Source organism: Sorangium sp. So ce385 (assembly GCF_051474135.1).
Lineage (GTDB): Bacteria > Myxococcota_A > Polyangia > Polyangiales > Polyangiaceae > Sorangium > Sorangium cellulosum_D.
Genome location: NZ_CP150337.1, coordinates 10203061 through 10222128 on the forward strand (window position 1 = coordinate 10203061; position 19068 = coordinate 10222128).

At 72.6% G+C, this 19068-nt stretch carries 15 protein-coding genes; 6 read left to right on the top strand and 9 right to left on the bottom strand.

Annotation, left to right across the window (positions count from 1 at the left end; genetic code table 11):
• The first annotated feature begins 20 nt into the window (after positions 1-20).
• The 3 genes from WME83_RS37260 (at position 21) to WME83_RS37270 (ending at position 3888) form a co-directional block, all read left to right on the top strand.
• Positions 21-683: a DNA-3-methyladenine glycosylase gene (locus tag WME83_RS37260; RefSeq protein ID WP_437314458.1), complete on the top strand. Its 663-nt coding sequence runs from the start codon at positions 21-23 to the stop codon at positions 681-683.
• A gap of 68 nt (positions 684-751) precedes the next feature.
• Positions 752-1951 (top strand): hypothetical protein, encoded by a 1200-nt coding sequence (locus WME83_RS37265; protein WP_437314459.1) that lies wholly within the window; start codon positions 752-754, stop codon positions 1949-1951.
• A gap of 86 nt (positions 1952-2037) precedes the next feature.
• On the top strand, positions 2038-3888 hold the full coding sequence (locus tag WME83_RS37270; protein WP_437314460.1) for a DUF885 domain-containing protein: 1851 nt from the start codon (positions 2038-2040) through the stop codon (positions 3886-3888).
• 155 nt (positions 3889-4043) lie between these two features.
• On the opposite strand, the gene WME83_RS37275 is transcribed toward WME83_RS37270, so the two are convergent.
• The 4 genes from WME83_RS37275 to WME83_RS37290 all read right to left on the bottom strand — a co-directional run bounded on the left by WME83_RS37275 (position 4044) and on the right by WME83_RS37290 (position 9901).
• Positions 4044-5636 (bottom strand): peptide chain release factor 3, encoded by a 1593-nt coding sequence (locus WME83_RS37275; protein ID WP_437322088.1) that lies wholly within the window; start codon positions 5634-5636, stop codon positions 4044-4046.
• Between the two features lie 294 nt (positions 5637-5930).
• Complete coding sequence (locus WME83_RS37280; protein WP_437314461.1) at positions 5931-6404, bottom strand: hypothetical protein; 474 nt, start codon at positions 6402-6404, stop codon at positions 5931-5933.
• A 282-nt stretch (positions 6405-6686) separates the two neighbouring features.
• On the bottom strand, positions 6687-8552 hold the full coding sequence (locus tag WME83_RS37285; protein WP_437314462.1) for an NAD(P)/FAD-dependent oxidoreductase: 1866 nt from the start codon (positions 8550-8552) through the stop codon (positions 6687-6689).
• An 11-nt stretch (positions 8553-8563) separates the two neighbouring features.
• Entirely contained in the window at positions 8564-9901 is a 1338-nt protein-coding gene (locus WME83_RS37290; RefSeq protein WP_437314463.1) for a wax ester/triacylglycerol synthase domain-containing protein, read from the bottom strand.
• Positions 9902-10089: 188 nt separating this feature from the next.
• Between WME83_RS37290 and WME83_RS37295 the strand changes: the two genes are divergently transcribed.
• Entirely contained in the window at positions 10090-11028 is a 939-nt protein-coding gene (locus WME83_RS37295) for a LysR family transcriptional regulator (protein WP_437314464.1), read from the top strand.
• A gap of 38 nt (positions 11029-11066) precedes the next feature.
• On the opposite strand, the gene WME83_RS37300 is transcribed toward WME83_RS37295, so the two are convergent.
• From WME83_RS37300 to pilM, 5 genes are all read right to left on the bottom strand, one after another.
• The gene (locus WME83_RS37300) at positions 11067-13325 is read right to left on the bottom strand and encodes a type IV pilus secretin PilQ (RefSeq protein ID WP_437314465.1); all 2259 of its coding nucleotides are present in this window, start codon (positions 13323-13325) and stop codon (positions 11067-11069) included.
• Between the two features lie 151 nt (positions 13326-13476).
• Positions 13477-14121 carry a pilus assembly protein PilP gene (locus tag WME83_RS37305; protein WP_437314466.1) on the bottom strand — a complete coding sequence of 215 codons (645 nt, stop codon included), beginning with the start codon at positions 14119-14121 and terminating at the stop codon, positions 13477-13479.
• Positions 14118-14756 carry a type 4a pilus biogenesis protein PilO gene (locus tag WME83_RS37310; protein ID WP_437314467.1) on the bottom strand — a complete coding sequence of 213 codons (639 nt, stop codon included), beginning with the start codon at positions 14754-14756 and terminating at the stop codon, positions 14118-14120. The genes WME83_RS37305 and WME83_RS37310 overlap by 4 nt, the downstream gene beginning before the upstream one ends.
• Positions 14756-15400, bottom strand: coding sequence for a PilN domain-containing protein (locus WME83_RS37315; protein WP_437314468.1), 645 nt, complete (start codon positions 15398-15400; stop codon positions 14756-14758). Before WME83_RS37315 ends, WME83_RS37310 begins: the two co-directional genes overlap by 1 nt.
• Positions 15397-16458, bottom strand: coding sequence for a type IV pilus assembly protein PilM (pilM, locus tag WME83_RS37320; RefSeq protein ID WP_061628342.1), 1062 nt, complete (start codon positions 16456-16458; stop codon positions 15397-15399). The genes WME83_RS37315 and pilM overlap by 4 nt, the downstream gene beginning before the upstream one ends.
• 293 nt (positions 16459-16751) lie before the next feature.
• Between pilM and WME83_RS37325 the strand changes: the two genes are divergently transcribed.
• Entirely contained in the window at positions 16752-17921 is a 1170-nt protein-coding gene (locus WME83_RS37325) for a DUF882 domain-containing protein (RefSeq protein ID WP_437314469.1), read from the top strand.
• A 107-nt stretch (positions 17922-18028) separates the two neighbouring features.
• Positions 18029-19024, top strand: a complete 996-nt coding sequence (locus WME83_RS37330; RefSeq protein ID WP_437314470.1) for a sigma-70 family RNA polymerase sigma factor — start codon at positions 18029-18031, stop codon at positions 19022-19024.
• Positions 19025-19068 lie beyond the last annotated feature (44 nt).

Sequence of the window (19068 nt, forward strand, 5' to 3'; positions counted from 1 at the left end):
GACGTCCGCCGGAGAGCCGAGTGCCCACCACGCGCCCCACGCCCGAGCCGCCCGCCCCCCGCGACCGAGCCGCCGCGCTCCTCGAAGGAGCGTCGCCGCTGCCCCGCGACTTCTACGCGCGACCCCCGCTCGTCGTCGCGCGGGCGTGCATCGGCAAGGTGCTCGTCCACAGGACGCCGGAGGGCATCGCCGCCGGCCGCATCGTCGAGACCGAGGCCTACCGCGGTCCGGAAGATCTCGCCGCGCACAGCGCCGGAGGGCGGCGGACAGTGCGGACGGAGGTCATGTTCGGCCCGGCGGGCTACGCGTACCTGTTCATGCTCTACGGCATGCACTGGGCGTTCAACATCGTCGTGGCCTCGGAGGGGGAGCCGCACGTGGTGCTCGTCCGCGCCCTCGAGCCCGTGCTCGGGCTCCCGCTCATGAGCCGCCGGCGGGGCGTCGCGCCCGGGCGGGTCGAGCTGACCAACGGCCCGGGGAAGCTCTGCAAGGCGCTGGGGCTCGATCGCTCCGCCTACGGGATGGATGTGTGCGGCGCCCAGCTCTCGCTGCTCCCCGGCGCGGCTGGGCCCATCGGTAGGTCAGCTCGCATCAACGTGGACTACGCAGGTGCGTGGGCCAAGAAACCGTGGCGCTTCTACGAGCGCGGGAATCGCTATGTGTCGGTTCCGCCTCGGCATTGAGCGGGCGTGAGGGCGCGAGCCGCTCGAAGCGCTCGCCCCCGGGCCCAGGATCGCGCGAGAATGGCGGCATGGGATTCTGGCCTTTCGGGAGCCGCGAGCCTGCCAACGTCGAGAGCGCTTCGCAGGTCGTCACGGCGACCACGCGCCGCGAGACCCTCCGGGGAAAGTTAACGCTCTATTTCAAGGACCCGCAGACGCAGAGCGCCGCGAGCAAGGCCGCGGAGCGATGCGCCCAGACCGCCGGAGACCTGCTGCGCGAGATCGGCGAGCAGGAGCCGCTCCTCGGCAGGGAGGCCGAGCTCGCCGCGTCGATCGCCGCCCGCGCGCCGCGCGGCGTCCCGGCGCTGCGCGCGATCGAGCTCGCGTCGCTGCACGTCGTGACCGACCGCACCACGCAGTCGCGGCGCAACCGGCTGACCCCGGTGCCGCCGCTCGCCGCGGATCCGCTGCGGAGCGCCGGCACGCGCGCGCCGTCGAGCCGGCCGCCGCCGGGCGGCCTGCACGCCGGCGCGCCGCCGCCGCCGCCGAGCAGCCGCGGCGTCGGGCAGCTGCCGAGCCCGCCGCCGGCCCTCGGCCACGGCTCGCCGTCGAGCATCCCCCCGTCCAGCGTGCGCTCGCCGCCGAGCTCGGGCGCTTACCGCCTCCGCGGCGCGGGCGTCGGCAACGGGCGCGGGTCGAGCCCGGGGCTCGTCGGCTCGCCGCCCACGGTCATCGCCGCCGCGCTCGCGCCGCTCCTGCGCGACGCGTCGACGCGGCTGCTCCTCGGGTGCCTGCGCGCGCACGAACTCATCATCGTGCGCCGCGTCGCGATCGATCCGGGCGCGGCGGAGCAGATGGCGGCGCTCCTGCCGGTCTCGGAGGCGCCGCCGGGCGAGCTCGAGGCGAGCCGGGCCGCCGAGCTCTCCCGGTGGCACGCGGTGCTCGGCTCGCCCGTGATCAGCCAGCTGCGCACCGAGTCGTGCACGATCAGCGCGCAGAAGGCCCGGATGGCGCTGAGCACCGCGGCCATCCCGCCGGGCCTGGTCGGCGAGCTCGTCGACGCGCTCTGCCGCACCGCCTTCCCGGGCCTCGCGCTGTCGAGCGCGCACATCGATCGCTATGTGGAGCACGACCTGAGCGAGCTGGCGGCCGAGAGCGTGGCGCGCATCCTCCGGCACCCGAACTCGAAGCAGCTGCGGCTCGCGCTCGGCCTGCTGCTCGACGCGGTGCAGACCGACATGGAGGCCATCTCCAGCCTCGCGAAGGCGTCGCTCGGCAGCGCGCCGTGAGGCCGGCGCTCCTCCCCCCCGGCGCGCGTTCCCTTCGCCGCCAGCTTTCGCTAGTTTCTTCGCGGGCTTTCGCTAAGAAGGCCGAGGTGCGACCCCATGCTCCGTCCGATGCTCCCTCCGCCGCCCGTCGGCCGCTCCGCGGCGGCCTCCTGCTGCTCGTCGCGCTGCTCTGCGCGTGCGGGTCGGCCGAGCCCGCGGCGCCCGCGCAGCCCGGGGCGAAGGAGCCGGTCGTGAGCGCGGCCGACGCGCGGCCCGGCGCCGGCGACGCGGCGGCCGAGCAGGCGCTCGCGGCGCTGTCGGCGCGCGTGCTCGAGGAGTACCTCCGCGACGAGCCGGTCCGCGCCACCGAGGCGGGGGACCACCGGTACGACGGCGCGTGGCCCGACATCACCGAGCAGGGCGAGGCGGCGCGCCGGCGCACGATCGAGCGCGCGCTGACGGAGCTCACGGCGCTGCCGCTCGATCGGCTCGGCCTCCAGAGCCGCGTCGACGCGGCGATGATCGACAACCAGCTGCGCTCCTGGCTGTTCGCGATCGACGAGCTCCGCGAGGCGACGTGGAACCCGATGATCGCCACCGGCCTCATCGGCGACGGGCTCGACCCGCTGATCACGCGGAGCTTCGCGCCGCTCGAGGAGCGCATGCGGAGCCTCCGGGGCCGCCTCTCGGGCATCCCCGCGCTCGTCCGGAGCGCGCAGCAGCGCCTCACGGGGGCGCCGCCGCGCATCCACACCGAGACGGCGATCGCCCAGAACCAGGGGCTCATCGCGCTCTGCAAGGCCGAGCTCCCGGCGCTGTCCGCGTCCGTCCCCGCCCAGAAGGCCGAGCTCGAGGCGGCGGCGAAGGCCGCGGCGGCGGCGCTCGAGGGCTTCCAGGCGTTCCTCGAGAAGGACCTGCTCCCGCGGAGCAACGGCGACTTCCGGCTGGGCCGCGCGCGCTTCGAGAAGAAGCTCCGCTTCGCGCTGGACGACGCGTCCGTCGACATCGACGGCGTGGTGACGAGCGCCCGCGCGCTGCTCGCGGCGACGCACGCCGAGATGCTCGAGACCTCGCGGGAGCTCTGGCCGGAGCTCTTCGGGAAGCAGCCGTTCCCGAGGGTCGAGGCGCCGGACGAGAAGATGGCGGCGATCCGGAAGGTCCTCGACGCGATCGCGGCCGATCGCCCCACGAACGCCACCATCGTGAAGGCGTCGGAGAAGCTGCTCGCCGAGGCGACCGACTTCGTCCGCAAGCGCGACCTCGTGCGCGTCCCGGAGGAGCCCTGCCGGGTGATCGAGATGCCGGAGTACCGCCGCGGGGTCGCGATCGCCTACTGCGACGCGTCCGGGCCGCTCGAGGCGAAGCAGGAGACGGTCTTCGCGATCGCGCCGACGCCGAAGGACTGGCCGAAGGCGCGGGTCGACTCGTTCTACCGCGAGTACAACATGAGCATGCTCGCCGACCTCACCATCCACGAGGCGATGCCGGGCCACTTCCTGCAGCTCATGCACAACAACGCGTTCCCCTCGAAGTTCCGCGCGGTCTTCTCGAGCGGCCCGTTCGTCGAGGGGTGGGCGGTCTACACCGAGTGGCTGATGGCCCACCACGGCTTCGGCGGCCCGAAGGTGCGGATGCAGCGCCAGAAGATGGTGCTGCGCATGGCGGCGAACGCCGTCATCGACCACGGGGTGCACGCGGGCGCGATGGACGAGAAGGAGGCGATCGCGCTCATGACGCGGGACGCGTTCCAGGAGGAGGGCGAGGCCGTCGGCAAGTGGCGGCGCGCCCGGCTCACGAGCGCGCAGCTCACGACGTACTTCCACGGCTTCACCGAGATGATGCGCCTGCGCGCCGAGCACCAGGGCAAGCCGGGCTTCACCGAGCGCGCCTACCACGACCGGCTGCTCAGCCACGGCTCGCCCTCGGTGCGTCACCTCCGCGCGTTGCTCGCGGAGTAGGTCAGCCGTAGGTCAGCCGGCGCGGCGCAGCAGAGCGGCGCGCCCGCACAGGAGACGGGCCCAGATCGGCGTTTTCGGCGCGCAGGCGCACTCCAGTGCGCTGAGCACCGAAAACGTCGAGGTGGGCCCGTATCCGAAGCGGGCGCGTCGCTCTGCTACACCGGGTTGATCGAGCCGCCGAGCTCGACGAAGCGCGTCTTGGGGAACGCCTTCGCGCAGGCCTCGAGCTGCCAGTCGCCCTTGAAGAGCACGACCGCGTTGCCGTGCACGTCGAGGGCGCCGTAGCCGTAGAGGTTCGACTCGAGCTCGGCGAGGGGCACCGGCTCGCCCTCGACCCAGCGCGCCAGGCTGAACGAGAGCCGCTCGATCCGGGCGTCGACGCCGTACTCGGCCGCGAGCCGGTGCTTCACGACGTCGAACTGGAGCTCGCCCACGACCCCGAGGATCGCCTCGCCCTCGCGCCCCTCGGGCGGCCGGAAGAGCTGCACCGAGCCCTCCTGCGCGAGTTGCTCGAGCCCCTTCTTGAGCTGCTTGCGCTTCATCGGATCGATCATGACGACGCGGGCGAACTGCTCCGGCGGGAACTGCGGCAGCGCGGCGTACTTCACGGGCGAGCCGCTGCAGAGGGTGTCGCCGATGAGGAACAAGCCCGGGTCGAAGACGCCGATGATGTCGCCCGCGAAGCCGTCCTCCACGAGCGTGCGCTCCTGGGCCATGAACTGCACCGGGTTGGTGAGCCGGATGTCGCGGTCGAGGCGCACGTGGTGCACCTTCATCCCGCGCTCGTAGCGGCCGGAGCAGACGCGGAGGAACGCGATCCGGTCGCGGTGGGCCCGGTCCATGTTCGCCTGGATCTTGAAGACGAAGGCGGTGAAGCGCTCGTCGTCGGGGGCGATGGGGCCCTTGTCGCTGCCGCGCGGCGCGGGCGGGGGCATGAGCTCGATGAAGGCGTCGAGGAACTGCGGCAGGCCGAAGTTGGTGATGGCGCTGCCGAAGAACATCGGCGTGACCTCGCCGCGGGCGAGCTTGTCGCGGTCGAGCGCGTCGCCGGCGGCGTCGATGAGCTCGATGTCCTCGCGCAGCTGGCGCGCGCCCTCCTCGTCGAGCGCCTCGATGAGCTCGGGCGCGTCGAGCGAGACGACCTCCATGGGGGCGATCTCGGCGCCGTGGGCGACGAGCTCGAAGAGGAACACCTGCTTGCGCTCGCGGTGATAGACGCCGCGGAACTTGCCGCCGGCCGAGATCGGCCAGGTGACCGGGTAGACGCCGATGCCGAGGACCTCCTCGACCTCGCCGATGAGCTCGAACGGGTCGCGGCCGGGGCGGTCGAGCTTGTTGACGAAGGTGAAGATCGGCATCTGCCGGAGCTTGCAGACGCGGAAGAGCTTCTTCGTCTGCGCCTCGACGCCCTTGGCGCAGTCGAGGATCATGATGGCCGCGTCGGTCGCCATGAGCGCGCGGTAGGTGTCCTCGCTGAAGTCGGCGTGGCCGGGGGTGTCGACAAGGCTGAGGAGGCGGCCCTTGTACGGGAACTGGAGGACGCTGGTCGAGATGGAGATGCCGCGCTCGCGCTCCATCTCCATCCAGTCGCTGACCGCGTGGGCCCGCGCTTTCTTCGCCTTCACGGCGCCGGCGAGCTGGATCGCGCCTCCGTACAGCAGGAGCTTCTCGGTGAGCGTGGTCTTGCCAGCGTCGGGGTGGGAGATGATCGCGAACGTCTTTCGACGGGCGATCTCGCGGGTGAGCATTGGGTCGGGCACGGCGGCGCGGCAGGATAGGAGCGGCGGGGGCGGCGTCAACCCACGGCGGCCACGGAGCCAGGGCGGGCTGGGGGGCTCGCGGGCGGGCGGGCGGGGGTCCCCCCACGAACTCGGGCCTTTTGGGAGGCTATGGCCGGATGGACGGAGGGACGCGGTCCGGGAGGTGGGCGCTGCGATGCGGGCCGGCCCTCGGATTCGTGGGGCCCACCCCCGCCCGCCCGCCCGCGAGCCCCCCAGCCCGCCCCGGCTCTTCCAAGGGGGGGTGGGGGGTCCTTATTTTTCTTATTTCGAGGCGCGGAGGGAGAGGGTGACGGTGACGCCCACGGGGTCGGCGCTGGGGGTGCCGATGGGGCGGTTCTTGAGGAACTGACGGATGCAGCGCTGAGCATCGGGGGTCACGCCGCGAGCGTCGAGGATCTCCACACCCTCGGCACGGCCACGCACGCGGACCAGGAACTGGAGCTTGATGGTGCCCGTCACGCCGGAGAGACCGCCGTTGTCGGCAACACACTTCGCGAGGTCGGAGGAGACCTTCTCGAGACGCTTGGCCACGTTCGGGACGTCGCCGTTCATGAACTCGGGCTCCTTGATCTCCACGAGCGGAGGAGGGGCCGAGACGACAGAGGCGTCGGGGGCGCCGCCGTCGACGGGGCCGCCGTCGGGCGGCGGGGCGCCGGCGTCGTCCGGAGGAGGCTCGGGCTGCGGGGGCGGCGGGAGCCAGCCGGCATCCGCCTCGCCAGGCTCGAGACACCGCACGAAACCATGGTGCGGATCCTCCAGCGCGCCGTGCGGACACCGCGGACCGGCATCCGCCTCAGACGCCGCGGTGACCCACCCCTGCGACGGAGCCTGCGGCGACGCGGGCTGCGCGCCGCCCTCGGTAGCCGCGCCGACACACGCGCCGATGGCGCTGATCGAGAGCGCCACCGAGACCGTCCACTGACCCAAACGCCCACCTGCCGCTCGCCACCGCATCGGCCGCTGTGATACTGCGGAACGGGCGCCTGTACATCGGAAACGGCGCTTTTTTGTCCCCCGTCAGAGGGCGACGTGCGCGAGCGAGCCCGCCGAGGCGTCCCAGAGCGACCGCGCCCGGGAGAGGACCGCCGCGTGCACCTCGGTCCCCACCGCAGGGCCGGTCACCGAGACCTCGCCGCCCGAGCCGAGATCCACCCGCTCGACCCCGGCGTCCGGAAACTCGGCGCGCAAATCCTTCGTCATCCGCTCGCCGATGCGCTCGAGCACACGCGCGAGCCGGTCGGGCGTGATGTCCCGGAACGTGAGCACCTGCGGGAGCTTGAGCTCCGACACGAGGCGCGCACGATCGGAGAGGCCCCGCTCGGCGAGCCGCCGCTCCACGAGCGCCGCGAAGACGCTCCCGTAAGCCCGATCGACCTGCTCGCGCCGGAACCGCTCGTCGATCGACGGCCCGAGCCGCGTCTCCAGCTGCACGACGCCGTTCAGCCCGTTGGCGAAGCGCCCCTCGTTCTGCGCGAAGTACTCGCCGCGCGCGCGCAGGTCGGAGGCCAGCGACGCGAAATGATCGCCCATCGTCGAGAGGGCCCGCAGCACGAGATCGGTGAACCGGAGCTCCTCCCGGATCCAGCCGACGTCCGTCACGCGGTCGGCCATGAACGGCCAGACGACCAGGTTGTAGTAGTTGTTGAAATCGAGCAGGTACTTCAGCCGGTAGAGCTCGAAGGAGCCGAACACCGGGTACATGCGCTCATAGAGCCGCAGCGTGCTGTCGTACTTGAACCGGTAGTACGCGTCGTACGCCGCGACCCGCTCCTCGAACCCGGCACGGTCGCCGCCCACGTCGGCGAGGATCATCTGCGTGATGAACTCGTTCGCCGTCGCGATGAAATCAGAGCCGGGGCTGTAGAACGGATCGGTGAACGCGCCCGCCTCGCCGGTGACCGCGTAGCGGTCGGTCGAGAAGTACCGGTCCGCGTGGTACGGCAGGTGGGCGTAGGCCTGGAAATCCTCGAGCTCCGCCCCCTCGAGCAGCTCGCGCACGGCGCGGTGCGCGCCGAGGAAGCGCTCGAAGTCCGCCCGCGTGCGCGGCCCGGGCAGCGCGCCGGCCGGCGCGTTCCCCTCGCCGATGCGGTCCTTGTCGAAGACCACGCCCACGCTCATGAGCGCGGGTCGGGGATCCGCGTTCGCGGTCCCCTCCAGGTCGCCGGCGAGCGGGATGAACCAGATCCAGTACCCGTCGTACATGAAGTGGTTCGTCGACAGGTGGCGCGACGTGTACCGCGCGCGCGACCGCCACGCCGCGTCGGTGACCGCGTCGAGCCCCGCGACGCCGCGGTAACGCCCCCACGCGGCCGCGGTGTTGAGCCGCGTCTCCTTGTGCACCTTCACGCCGAGCTTGCGGAGGAGCACGTGCCGCCGGCCCGAGGCGTCGCACACCCAGCGGCAGGCGACCTCGCGCCGCTCGCCGCCCTGCTCGTAAACCACCTTGTGCCGCCCGCCCCCGTCGATCGCGAGGTCGACCACCTTGGCGCCGAGCTCGACCTCGGCGCCCGCCGCGCGGTTCATCGCGACGAGGTCGCGCTCCAGCCGCGCGCGCTCGAGCTGGAAGCTCGGGTGGAACGGCATGTGGTCCGAGCCGATCTCGCTCATCCGCGGGAGCGGGAGATCCTTGCCCGGCCCGTCGAAGAAGAAGCGGAGCCCGTTCTTCGGCAGCTGGTGCTGGTAGAGGTAGGTGCCGAGGTTCAGCCGGCGAACCATGTAGTTCGCCGCGACCTCGACCGTGCTCTCCCCGACCTTGTAGTCCTCCATCGCGCCCGCGGCCTCGAGCACGAGGACCCCGAGATCCGGGCGCGCGAGGCGGAGCTGCCGCGCGAGGAAGCCGCCGGCGATGCCGCTGCCGATGATGACGATGTCGAAGGTGCGCATGACGCCGGCCCTTATACCCCGCCGCCGGCCGGCGGCGCGGGCTCTCCGAGCAGCTCGGCGCGGAGCGCGCCCGGCATCGCCGCCGCCTCGTCCGGGCGGAGCAGCCCGTCGCCGTAGACGATCGACGCCGAGAGGCGCCCGCCGAAGCGGCTGAAGATGACCTGGAAGCCCGGCGGCGTGACCACCGCAGGCAGCGGGTACGCCGAGCGCACGGGCAGCCCCGCGAACCGGTCCACCGTCACGGCGCCGGGGTTCGAGACGATCAGCGAGGCGAGCTCGCCCTCGAACGGCTGGTCGCCGAGCCAGCGGTAGACCGGCCCGGGGAGCCACCGGGCCAGATCGAGCGCGGCGATCATCGCGAGATCGAGCCGGTCGCGCACCATCGCGCGCTGCTGCTCGGCGACGCGCGCCACCGCGCGGGCGTCGTCATAGAGCTCGTCGCGGCCGAGCGAGAGCAGGACCATCGTGAGGTGATTGCCGAAGAGCCGCCGCGAGCCCCCCTTGGGATCGAGCGAGAGCGGCAGCGGGACCACGTGGTGCGTCGGGGCGAAGCCGCGGGCCACGAGCGCGCGGTCGGCGAGCCGCGCCGCCGCGATCAGCATCAGGCTCGTCTCGGCGAGCCGCGCGCGCTGCCGCACCCGGAGGTCGAAGGCACGGGTCTCCTCCGCCGAGAGCGCGAGCCGCGCGACGCGGGAGGTCGCGGCCCGCACCCCCGGACAGGCGCGCGCGAGCGACAGGATGGGCGCGCGGCCGAGCGCCAGCACGTGGGCCTTGTAGGCGCGCGCCAGGGCGAGCCGCTCGTCGCGGCCCATCGCCGCGAGGAGGCGCTCGGGCGCGTCGTGCCGCTCCTGCCGCAGCGGCGGGTCGTCCAGCGCGTCGCCGCTGCCGGAGCCGAGCCACGCGGCGAGCCGGTCCGCGCCCCTGCCGTCCGTGAGCGCGTGGTGGTGGCGGAGCACGACCGTGTCGCCCTCCCCCGCCCCGCGCACGACGTCGAGCGCCCACGGCCGCTCCCCGGAGATCCGCTCCGCGAGCAGCGCCTCGATGCGCGCCGCGCGCTCGCGCTCGCCGGCGACCTCGTGGAGGCGCGGCTCGGGGGCGCGCCGGTGGTGATCGACCACCCAGCGGGGCCGCCCCACCCGCCCGAGCACGCTGTTGTCGAGCCGGAAGCGGAGCTCCGGCAGCGCCCGCGTCGCGCGCTCGAGGCGCGCCGCGAGCCGGCCGAGGTCGAGGCGGCCGTCGAGCTCGAGCACGTACAGGCAGTGATTGCCCGCCTGGCCGCGCGCGCGCATGGCGCGATCGTTCATGAGGTGGAAGTGGTCGATCCCCCCGAGCAGAACGGTCGATGTCATGGTCTCCGCAGGGCGCCGCCGGTCGGGCGGAGCCGCGGGCGACCCTAGCAGCCGCGCTGGCCGCACGACAGCGCCAGAGGCGCCCCGCCGCCCACGCTCCAGCGCGCTCGCTCGCCCCGCGGGCGCCCGCGCGCAAGAAAACGTAAGTATCCATCGCATGGATGCGCGGTTCGTTTACCATTCCGCGGGTGAATCTATCGGCGATCGACGTCAACCTCGTGATCGCGCTCGACGCCTTGCTCCAGGAGCGCAGCGTGACCCACGCGGCCCGCCGGGTGGGGCTCAGCCAGCCCGCGATGAGCCACGCGCTGACGCGGCTGCGCGAGCTGTTCTCCGACCCGCTGCTCGTCCGGGTCGGGCGGCAGATGGCGCTCACCTCGCGCGCCGAGGCGATGACCCCGCAGGTCGCGGCGATCATGCACGACCTCGCGAGCCTCTTCGGCGGGGCGAGGCCGCCCTTCGAGCCGCGGGCGAGCGAGCGCACGTTCCGGATCGCCACGACGGCGTACGTGGAGCTCCTCCTGCTGCCGCAGCTCAACGAGGTGCTCGCGGAGAGCGGACCGAAGCTCGCGCTCCACCTGCTCCCCCTCGACGCCCGCGCCGTCGACGCGCTCCGCAACGGCGAGATCGATCTCGCGATCGGCGTCTTCCCGGAGGGCGCGCTCCCGTCCGACGTGCGCCGCGCGGCGCTCTTCGACGATCACTTCGCCGGGCTCGCGCGCGCGAGCCACCCGAGGGCGCGCGGGCGCGTCGACCTCCAGACCTACGCCGCCCTCGGGCACGCCGTCGTCCCCCGGCAGGGCCCCCACGACGGGGTCGCGGACGACCTCATCGCCGCGCGCGGCGTCGCGCGCCGCGAGGTCATCGCGGTGCCGCACGTGTTCCTCCTGCCGCACGCGGTCACGTCGTCGGACCTCGTGGCGACCGTGGCCACGCGCCTCGGCCGCGCGTTCTCGAGCCTGATGCCGCTCCGCACCTTCGACCTGCCGTTCGAGCTGCCGCCCATCGAGGTCGCGATGGCCTGGAACGGCCGGACCGAGGACGATCCCGCGCGGGCGTGGCTGCGCGGCGTCGTGACGGCCGCCGTCCCGCAGATGCGGGAGGCGACCCGACGGAAGCGCGTCTGAGAGGGAATCAGGCGCGCGGCGGGCGCGCCCCGGCGCGGCTAGCGGCCGAGCGCCTCGGCGCGGTTCACGATGCGCGGCGTGAGGAAGATGACGAGCTCGCTCCGGGTGTCGCTCGCGCGGCGCCGCTGGAAGAGCAGGCCGAGGACGGGGATGTCCCCGAAGAACGGCACCTGATCGAGGTTCCGGCCGGTGTTGCGGGTGAAGATCCCGCCGATCACCGCCGTGTGCCCGTCCATGATCAGGAGGTCGGTCTCCGCCTCGCGCTTCAGGATGGTGGGGTCGCCCCGGGCCGAGGTCTGGTTGAAGTCGGGCTCGTCGCGGTTGATCTTCACGTGCATCGCGACGCTGCCGTCCGACGTGACGTGCGGCTTGACGAGCAGCTGGAGCTTCGCCTCCTGGAAGGTCGTCTGCACGCCCTGGGCGCTGATCTGCGAGAACGGGATGAGCGTGCCCTGGCTGATCCGCGCCTCCCGGTTGTCGAGCGTGAGGATGCGCGGGCTCGAGATGATCCGCAGCATGCCGCTGGCCTCGGCCGCGGAGAGCCGGACGCCGAGGTTGACGGTGTTGTTGATCGAGCCGAGCGTGAAGCCGAGCGCGCCGCCCTGCCCGGCGCCGACGATGGCCGGCAGGTTCACCGCGAAGTTCGGGTTCGAGACCGAGTTCGAGAACGGCGAGAGGCCGCCGGTCGGGGTGTTCGTGTCGGTCGCGCCGCCGGCGACGCCGATCGCCGAGGGGAACACGAGCCCCGTCGGGTTGCCGGTCGCCGCGCTGAACGTCCCGTCGCCGCCCCACTGGATGCCGATGTCGCGCACGTAGCGGCTCGTCGCCTCCACCACCCGCGCCTCGATCAGCACCTGCGGCGTCTGCGTGTCGAGCGACCGGACGAGCTCCTCGATCTGGTTCAGGTTGCCCGCGACGTCGCGCGCGATGAGCACGTTGGTCCGCTCGTCGACCGCGAGCGAGCCGCGCGGCGAGAGCATGTCCTTCGCGCGATCCTGGAGGTCACTCGCGTCCGCGTAGTTGATCGGGATGAGCCGCGTCTCGATCGGCGCGAGCTGGAGCTCGCTCTTGCGCCGCGCGATCGCGAGCTCCCGCTCCTTGTTGAGATCGGCGATCGGCGCGACGCGGATCATGTTGCCCTGCCGGACCACGCCGAGGCCCTTGGCCTGGAGCACCGTCTCGAGCGCCTGGTCCCAGGGGACGTTGCGCATCCGGATGGTGACCGTCCCGCTCACGTTGTCGGCGGTCACGATGTTCACCCGCCCCACGTCCGAGATCAGCCGGAGGACGTTGTGGATGTCGGCGTCCTTCAGGTCGAGGTCGATCCGCCGCCCCGTGAACCGCCGCTGCTGCCCCGCGAGCGCGGGCGTGAAGGCGCCGGCCTGGTCGGGCTCGACGAGCGACTCCTGGCTGCTCGCCGCGCCCTCGAACGAGGTCTCGACCTTGGGCGCCGCGTCCCCGAGGAGCTCCTCGCGCGCCACCGTGCGGGTCCGCCGCGCCGCGCGCCCGTCGAGGCCGACCCCCGAGAGCGTCGAGGGCAGCGCCCCCTTCGCGACGCTGAGCACGAGCGCGTTGCCCTCGCGCGCGAGCGCGCCCGCGGCGCCCTCGGCCTGCTCGACCTCGACGACGACCTTGGAGCCGTCGCTGTTGCGCCGGAACGCCGAGATCGCCCGCACCGGGCCGCCGAAGGCGCCGACGTCGAGCTTGCGCTGGAGGGCGTCGGGGAGCCGCGCGCCGCTGAGCTCGATCACCCGGCGGCCGGCCCTCCCGGTCGACTCGCGGTAGCTCGGGATCGACGAGAGCTCGATGATGACCCGGTCGACCGTCGCCTGGTGCTCGAAGCGCACGTCGGTGATCGTCGCCGGCTCGCGGGCCGGCGCCGCCGCCTCGGGGCCGGCCGGGGCCCGCGCCGCCATCGGCGCGGTCGCGTCGGCGGCGGCGAGCTCGATCACGAGCGCGCCCTGCTCGGCGCGGATCCGGTAGGCCGCCGGGCGCGCCAGCTGCACGAGCACCCGCGTCGTGCGCTGCGCCGCCGCGCCGAACCCCTGGGTCATCACCCCCGCCACGATCGCGTTGCCGTCCGTGATCGCCCCGGGCGCCCCGGCCGCCTCGGCGCCCTCGAGGTCGACGAGGATCCGCTTGCCGCCGTCCGCCACGCGCGCCGAGAAGCGCGGCGCGCCGCTGGTCGCGACCACGATCTCGGCCCTGTCCTCCGAGGGCGCCGTGAGCCTGACGTCGCTCACCCGGATCGGGGCGGCGGCGTCCGCGTCTCCCGCAGGAGCGAGGATCAACATCATCCCGAGTGCCGCAGCACGGCGAAGCGCGCCCCGCCTCGGGCGATAGTCTCGATTGCTCTTCATTGCACTCCCGCTTCGCGGTGACGCGAGATCTGCGTCACGCTGCCGGGAGGCTACTTCGGGTGCCCGGATCGGGCCCAATTCGTGGCGGTCAGGGCGAGCCGAAGTCCGACTCTTCGGCGTCGCCGAGCGGCCTCAGCGCGATCACCCGCGTGGTCGGCGGGATCTCCGGGTGCGACGGGTCCTCGCGGATGAAGACGACGTCCGAGTCGCGGATCCGGTCGACGCGCCAGTTCACGGCCACGTCGACGCCCGTCGGGCCGCCGGCGTGCACGATCTCGGCCTTGCCGACGAAGTCGCCCACCTTCACCACCCACCCGAGCCCGGTCGGGTCGGTGAGCAGCGCGCGGGCGGGGGCGCGCGAGACGACGCCGACCAGCTTGAGCTCGTCGAGCGCGAAGCGATCCACGAGCACCTGGCGCTGGATCGTCACCCGCCCCCGGGCCTGCGTGGCGAAGAGCGACTCGAAGCTCCGGAACGGGTCGCGGCTCCGGTCGCTCTCGGAGAAGTCGGCCTCCTGGAACTCGCGGAGCGGCAGCGGCGGCAGCTCGGGCGCGGCCGCGTCCGCGGACGCGGAGGCGGAGGCGGCGGCGCGCGCCGGCGAGGCGCTGGACGGCGGCTTGGCCTTGGGCGCGCTGGGCGCGATGACGTCCGGCTCGTCCTCGCACCCCGCGAGCGAGACGGCCGCGAGGGCGGTCGCCCCGAGCGCGAGCAGCATCATCCGGCCGGCGTTCACCGCACACCTCCGCCGCTCCGACGCTTCACGCCGCTCGTCGGCGTCTCCCCCGCGCGCACCGCGCGGAAGGCGGTCGCGAGGCACTCCACCTCGACCTCCACGTCGGTCCCCACGACCTTCGGCTCCTTGATCTTGACCTCCTCGAGGTTGATGATGCGATCGAGCTGCCCCACGCCGTGGAAGAACTTCGCCACCTGGTGGAACTTCCCCGAGAGCGTCAGCTTCATCGGCACCTTGGAGAAGAACTCCTGCGGGATCTCCTCGGTGGGGCTCCAGGACGTCAGGTTGACGCCGGAGACGGTCGCGACGCCCTGGATCGCGGAGAGGAAGGCCGGCGTCTCGGACTCGTCGGGGAGGATCTTCTTCTGCTCGCGGCTCAGCTGCTCGCGGCGGGTCTTCTCGTCGAGGTCCTTCTGGTAGGCGGCCTTCGACGCCTGCGCCTTCGTGAGCTCCGACTGGAGCGACTGCTGCCGCTGGACGGCGCCCTCGATCTGCGAGTCGACCTCGGCGTAGAAGCCGACGAAGTACAGGATGCCGACGAGCGCCGCGAAGAGCGCGCCGACGCCGACCTTGGCGAGCGGCGGCAGCCGGTCGAGCGCCGAGCCGGTCTGCACGGGCTGGGGCTTCGTGGCCATCAGTACCTCACCTTCAGCTGCAGCGCGAACGAGACGAGCTCGAGCCGCGACGCCTTCTCGTTCTCCTTCTTCCCCGGGAGCAGCTGCACGTCGTAGAAGTACGAGGACAGCTTGAGCCGCTGGGCGAGCTCGTACACGTCGGTGCCGTCGCGCGCGAGCCCCTCGATGCGCACGGTCCGCTCGGACTCGACGTAGCTCGTGAGCCACAGCCGCCGGCTGTCCCAGGACGGGTTGTAGACGGCGAGCGGGTTCTCCTTGCGGAGCTGCGCGAGCTTGTCCGGGTCGGCGGTCGGCCCCTTGCCGTTCGTGAGCAGCTGCGCGAGCTCGAGCAGCACCGCCGTCGGCCCGCTGCGCGCCGCCTGGAGCTTCGCGATCGCGTCCTCGCGCGCGCGGAGGACCTCGAGCGCCTTCTTGATCTCCTCGTGGTTCGCGACGAGCGTGCGGATCTCCTGGATCTGGCTCTGGAGCACCGTGTTCTTCCGCGTCTGCTCGTCGAGCTCCTCGACCTTCGTCTGGTGGAAGAGGAAGAGGGCGACGATCTCGAGGATCACGACGCCGAGCGTGACGAGCAGCCACCGCTGGCTCGCCTGGGGCGCGGCCCCGCGCGTGCCGCGGCGCTGCGGGAGCAGGTTGACGCGGATCACGAGCGCTTCTCCCGGTCCTTGCGCATCGCGAGCCCGAGCGAGACGCAGAACTGCGCCGCCCGGAGCCGGAGCAGCTCCTGGTTGACTTCCTTCGCTTCCACGGTGATGCGCTCCATCGGCTGGATCAGCTCGACGGCCACCCGGGCGCGCCGCCCGATCGCCGCGGGCAGCGCCGGCAGGTTGGACGAGCCTCCGGTCAGGTAAATGCGGTGCATGTCGCCCTCACCGCTCGTGGCCAGGAAGAAGTCGAGCGAGCGCTGGATCTCCCCGGCGATGGAGTCGCACACCTGCTCGATCGTCTCGATGACCTGGGCGGGCACGCCGCCCGGGCCCGAGGTCACGCTGGCGCACTTGAACTCCTCGGCCTGCTCGAAGCTGATGCCGAGCTTCCGCTGGATCTGCTCGGTGATGTAGTTGCCGCCGTTGCCGATGTCGCGGGTGAACGCGCTCGCGCCGCGCGACACGATGTTGATCGACGCGAGGCTCGCGCCGACGTTGATGATCGCGAACGTCTGGTCCGGCGGGATGCCGCGGTTCACCTCGAACAGGTTCTGGACGGTGAACGCGTCGATGTCGACCACCATGGGCTTGAGCTTCGCGTTCCTGGCGATCTGGGTGTAGTCGTTGATCTCGTCGCGCTTGGCCGCGACGAGCAGGAGGTCCATCTGCCCGGCCTCGGGGCGGCGGCGCAGCACCTCGTAGTCGACGTGCACGTCCTTGATGTCGAAGGGGATGTGCTGCTCGGCCTCCCACTGGATCTGCTCGTCGAGCTCCGCGGCGGTCATGAGCGGCACCGTGATCTTGCGGATGATGACCGCCTGGCCGCTGATGCTGAGCGCGATCTCGCGCTGGCGTATCTTGGCCTCGGAGAAGGCGCGGCCGAGCGCCTCGACGATGGCCTGCGCGTTCATCACGTGGCCGTCGACGATGGCCTGCGGCGCGAGCGGCGCGTAGCCGAGCCGCACGAGGCCATAGCCCTTACGGCCCTCCTTGATCTGAGCGATCTTGATCGCGCTCGATCCGATGTCGACCCCGACCAAGTTCTTGCCTTCCGACATCCCGTCCGTCCCGATCCGCGCCCGCCTCGATGAAGAAAGGGAGGGCCGGGCCGCGTTGCCCGGCTCCCGGGCGCCCGATCCTCTCTGATCCCTTGTGGCCGCTTCTGGCGAAGCTTCGCACCACCGCCGATCGCGGGGCAAAAAACCGCTTTACGCTTGCCTCTCGCCCGCCTATCGAAGCTCGATACGCGGCACGGCGCCGCCGGTCGGGCCGGCAGGCGCGCGCCAGCCCAGGGTAGCACTGTCCGGGGCTCGGTCGTCGGGCACGGATGACGTCAGGTCAGAGTCCCCTCATGCATCCGGAGATCTCCCGTTTCTGCGGCACGCTCGGCCTCCGCGCCGGCGCCGCGATGGAGCCCCGCCCGCGGTCCTCGCGGCTGCGCTCCGCGCTCGCCGCCCTCGCGGCGGCCCTTCTCCTGAGCGCCGCGCCCGGCGAGGCGCTCGCCGAGGACGGCCAGCACACGGTCTACGCCGGCCAGACGCTCGGCAAGATCGCGAAGCGGTATCGGATCACGGTCGACGCGCTCCGCGAGGCGAACGGGCTCAAGCCCGGCCAGCGGATCCACCCGGGCCTCGTCCTCGTGATCCCCGAGCGGGGCAAGCCCGGCGCGCGCCCGCCGCGGGGGGCGCCCGGCCGGGCGGCCGCGCTGCGCGACGAGCCGGAGCGGAGCCGCGGCGCGAGCGCGAAGGAGCGGGCCGCCGAGGCCCGGGGCAAGGGGCCGGCGAAGCGCGACGTCAAGGCCGACCCCCGGTCGCTGCCGCCGAGCAAGCGCTATGCGCAGCGGCCCAAGCGCCCCGGATGGGTCCGCCTGGTGCGCGGCGCCGAGCGGCTCGAGCTCCGGCTGCTCACGCCGAAGGGGCGCCTCGTCCCCACGTCCCTCCCCAAGCTCAGCCGGCTGATGCGCGCGTCCCCCACCGCCTCGATCCCGATCGACCCGCGCCTGGCCACGCTGATCGGCATGGTGAGCGACCACTTCGGCGGCAGGACCATCCGCGTCGTGAGCGGTTATCGGCCCTACTCTCCGACCCAGTACACCCCGCACTCCAACCACAATTTCGGTCGCGCGATCGATTTCATGGTCGAGGGCGTGCCCAACACCGTGGTCCGCGATTTCTGCCGCGGTTTTCGCAACGCGGGTGTGGGATACTACCCCAACTCGACCTTTGTTCACCTGGATGTTCGATCAGATAAGGTCTACTGGGTGGATTACTCAGGTCCTGGGGAGGCGCCGCGCTACGAGGGCGCGAGGGGCGCTGTCGCGGCCGACGAGGCGGCGCGCGATGTCCCCGTCTCGGCCGAAGAAGAGGTGTATGGGTCAGGGGAACCCCGCCCCACCCAGCCGCAAGGGTCGAATACTACAGGGACAAACTCGGATGCGGGGCGCGGCGGCAGCGAACCGCAGAAGGGCATGGGTGCAGGTGCACCCACCTCGGCTGCGGCCGCATCAGCGGCGGGGAAGTGAACCGTCGAGGCCGCTGGCTACTCTCCACACACTGAACATCCGCACCAGACACAATTGCACGGCTCTACCTTGCACGCTGCGAGAGTTGTGGCACCAATCCACCTCACGTGCAGCAATCGACCCGACTGCAGCGGGAGGAGTTCGCTCCTCCCAGGCCACTCCTTCCGTGCTGTGACACGGAGGAGTTTGTCCAGCCGGTCATCCTGGGCGAGACCTGCCCGGTCGTCACGTGTGACCGAGCGCTGATCGAAGCGCCAGGCGCGCTCGGCCTCGACGCGCTCGACGATGCGCCGGGCGCCCCCGAGCAGGAGCCCGTCGCGGCGCTCGCGCACGATGCATGGGAGCCCGCCGAGGTCACGTCAAGCTGCGCGCACGACGCCTGGGGCTCCGGGGAGGCCCCGTCCCCCTGCACGTACGAGGACGGGTGGCAGGCCGCGGAGCCGGACGCCCACGCGAGCTGTCCGCCGTGCTGTACCGACGCGGCCTGCGCGAGCGGGCCGCAGCGCCGCGAGCTTCCGTGCGCGCCGCTCCGCCCGGAGGTGCTGAAGGGGTACTTCCCGCTCGTCCGGAAGCTGGTGCGCCAGGTGTCGCGCCACCTGCCGCCCAACGTGCAGCGCGACGATCTGCTCAGCGCGGGGATGCTCGGGCTCGTCGACTCGCTCCGCAAGAACGGCGGGAGCGACGGCGAGACGTTCGCCGGCTACGCGAAGCTCCGGATCCGCGGGGCGATCGTCGACGAGCTCCGCGCGCAGGACTGGCTCTCGCGGCGGGCGCGCGAGGCGGTCGAGGCCGGGGCCGCCGGCAAGGTCGGCGGCACGACCGTCTTCGTGAGCCTGAGCGAGGTGACCCCCGCCGAGGAGTCGGTGCACATGGCCGGCGGAGACGACCCGATCGAGGCGATCTCGGCGCAGGCGACCCGGCGCGCCCTGTCCTTCGCCATCGCGCAGCTCCCCGAGCGGGAGCGGCGCGTGATCGGCATGTACTACTTCGAAGGGGCGAAGCTGAAGGACATCGGCGCGGAGCTCGGGGTCGGCGAGCCGCGCGTGTCGCAGCTGCACACGCGCGCGCTCGGGATGCTGCGCGGCATGCTGTCCCACGCCTGACCGCGGCCCCGGCCGCGGCGTGACCGAGGCCCCGGTCGCGGCCC

Excerpts from the sequence above, each read along its gene's own strand:
- WME83_RS37265 (WP_437314459.1), top strand. The coding sequence starts at position 752 with ATGGGATTCTGGCCTTTCGGGAGCCGCGAGCCTGCCAACGTCGAGAGC.
- WME83_RS37275 (WP_437322088.1), bottom strand. The coding sequence starts at position 5,636 with ATGCTCACCCGCGAGATCGCCCGTCGAAAGACGTTCGCGATCATCTCC.
- WME83_RS37285 (WP_437314462.1), bottom strand. The coding sequence starts at position 8,552 with ATGCGCACCTTCGACATCGTCATCATCGGCAGCGGCATCGCCGGCGGC.
- WME83_RS37290 (WP_437314463.1), bottom strand. The coding sequence starts at position 9,901 with ATGACATCGACCGTTCTGCTCGGGGGGATCGACCACTTCCACCTCATG.
- WME83_RS37300 (WP_437314465.1), bottom strand. The coding sequence starts at position 13,325 with ATGATGTTGATCCTCGCTCCTGCGGGAGACGCGGACGCCGCCGCCCCG.
- WME83_RS37310 (WP_437314467.1), bottom strand. The coding sequence starts at position 14,756 with ATGGCCACGAAGCCCCAGCCCGTGCAGACCGGCTCGGCGCTCGACCGG.
- pilM (WP_061628342.1), bottom strand. The coding sequence starts at position 16,458 with ATGTCGGAAGGCAAGAACTTGGTCGGGGTCGACATCGGATCGAGCGCG.
- WME83_RS37325 (WP_437314469.1), top strand. The coding sequence starts at position 16,752 with ATGCATCCGGAGATCTCCCGTTTCTGCGGCACGCTCGGCCTCCGCGCC.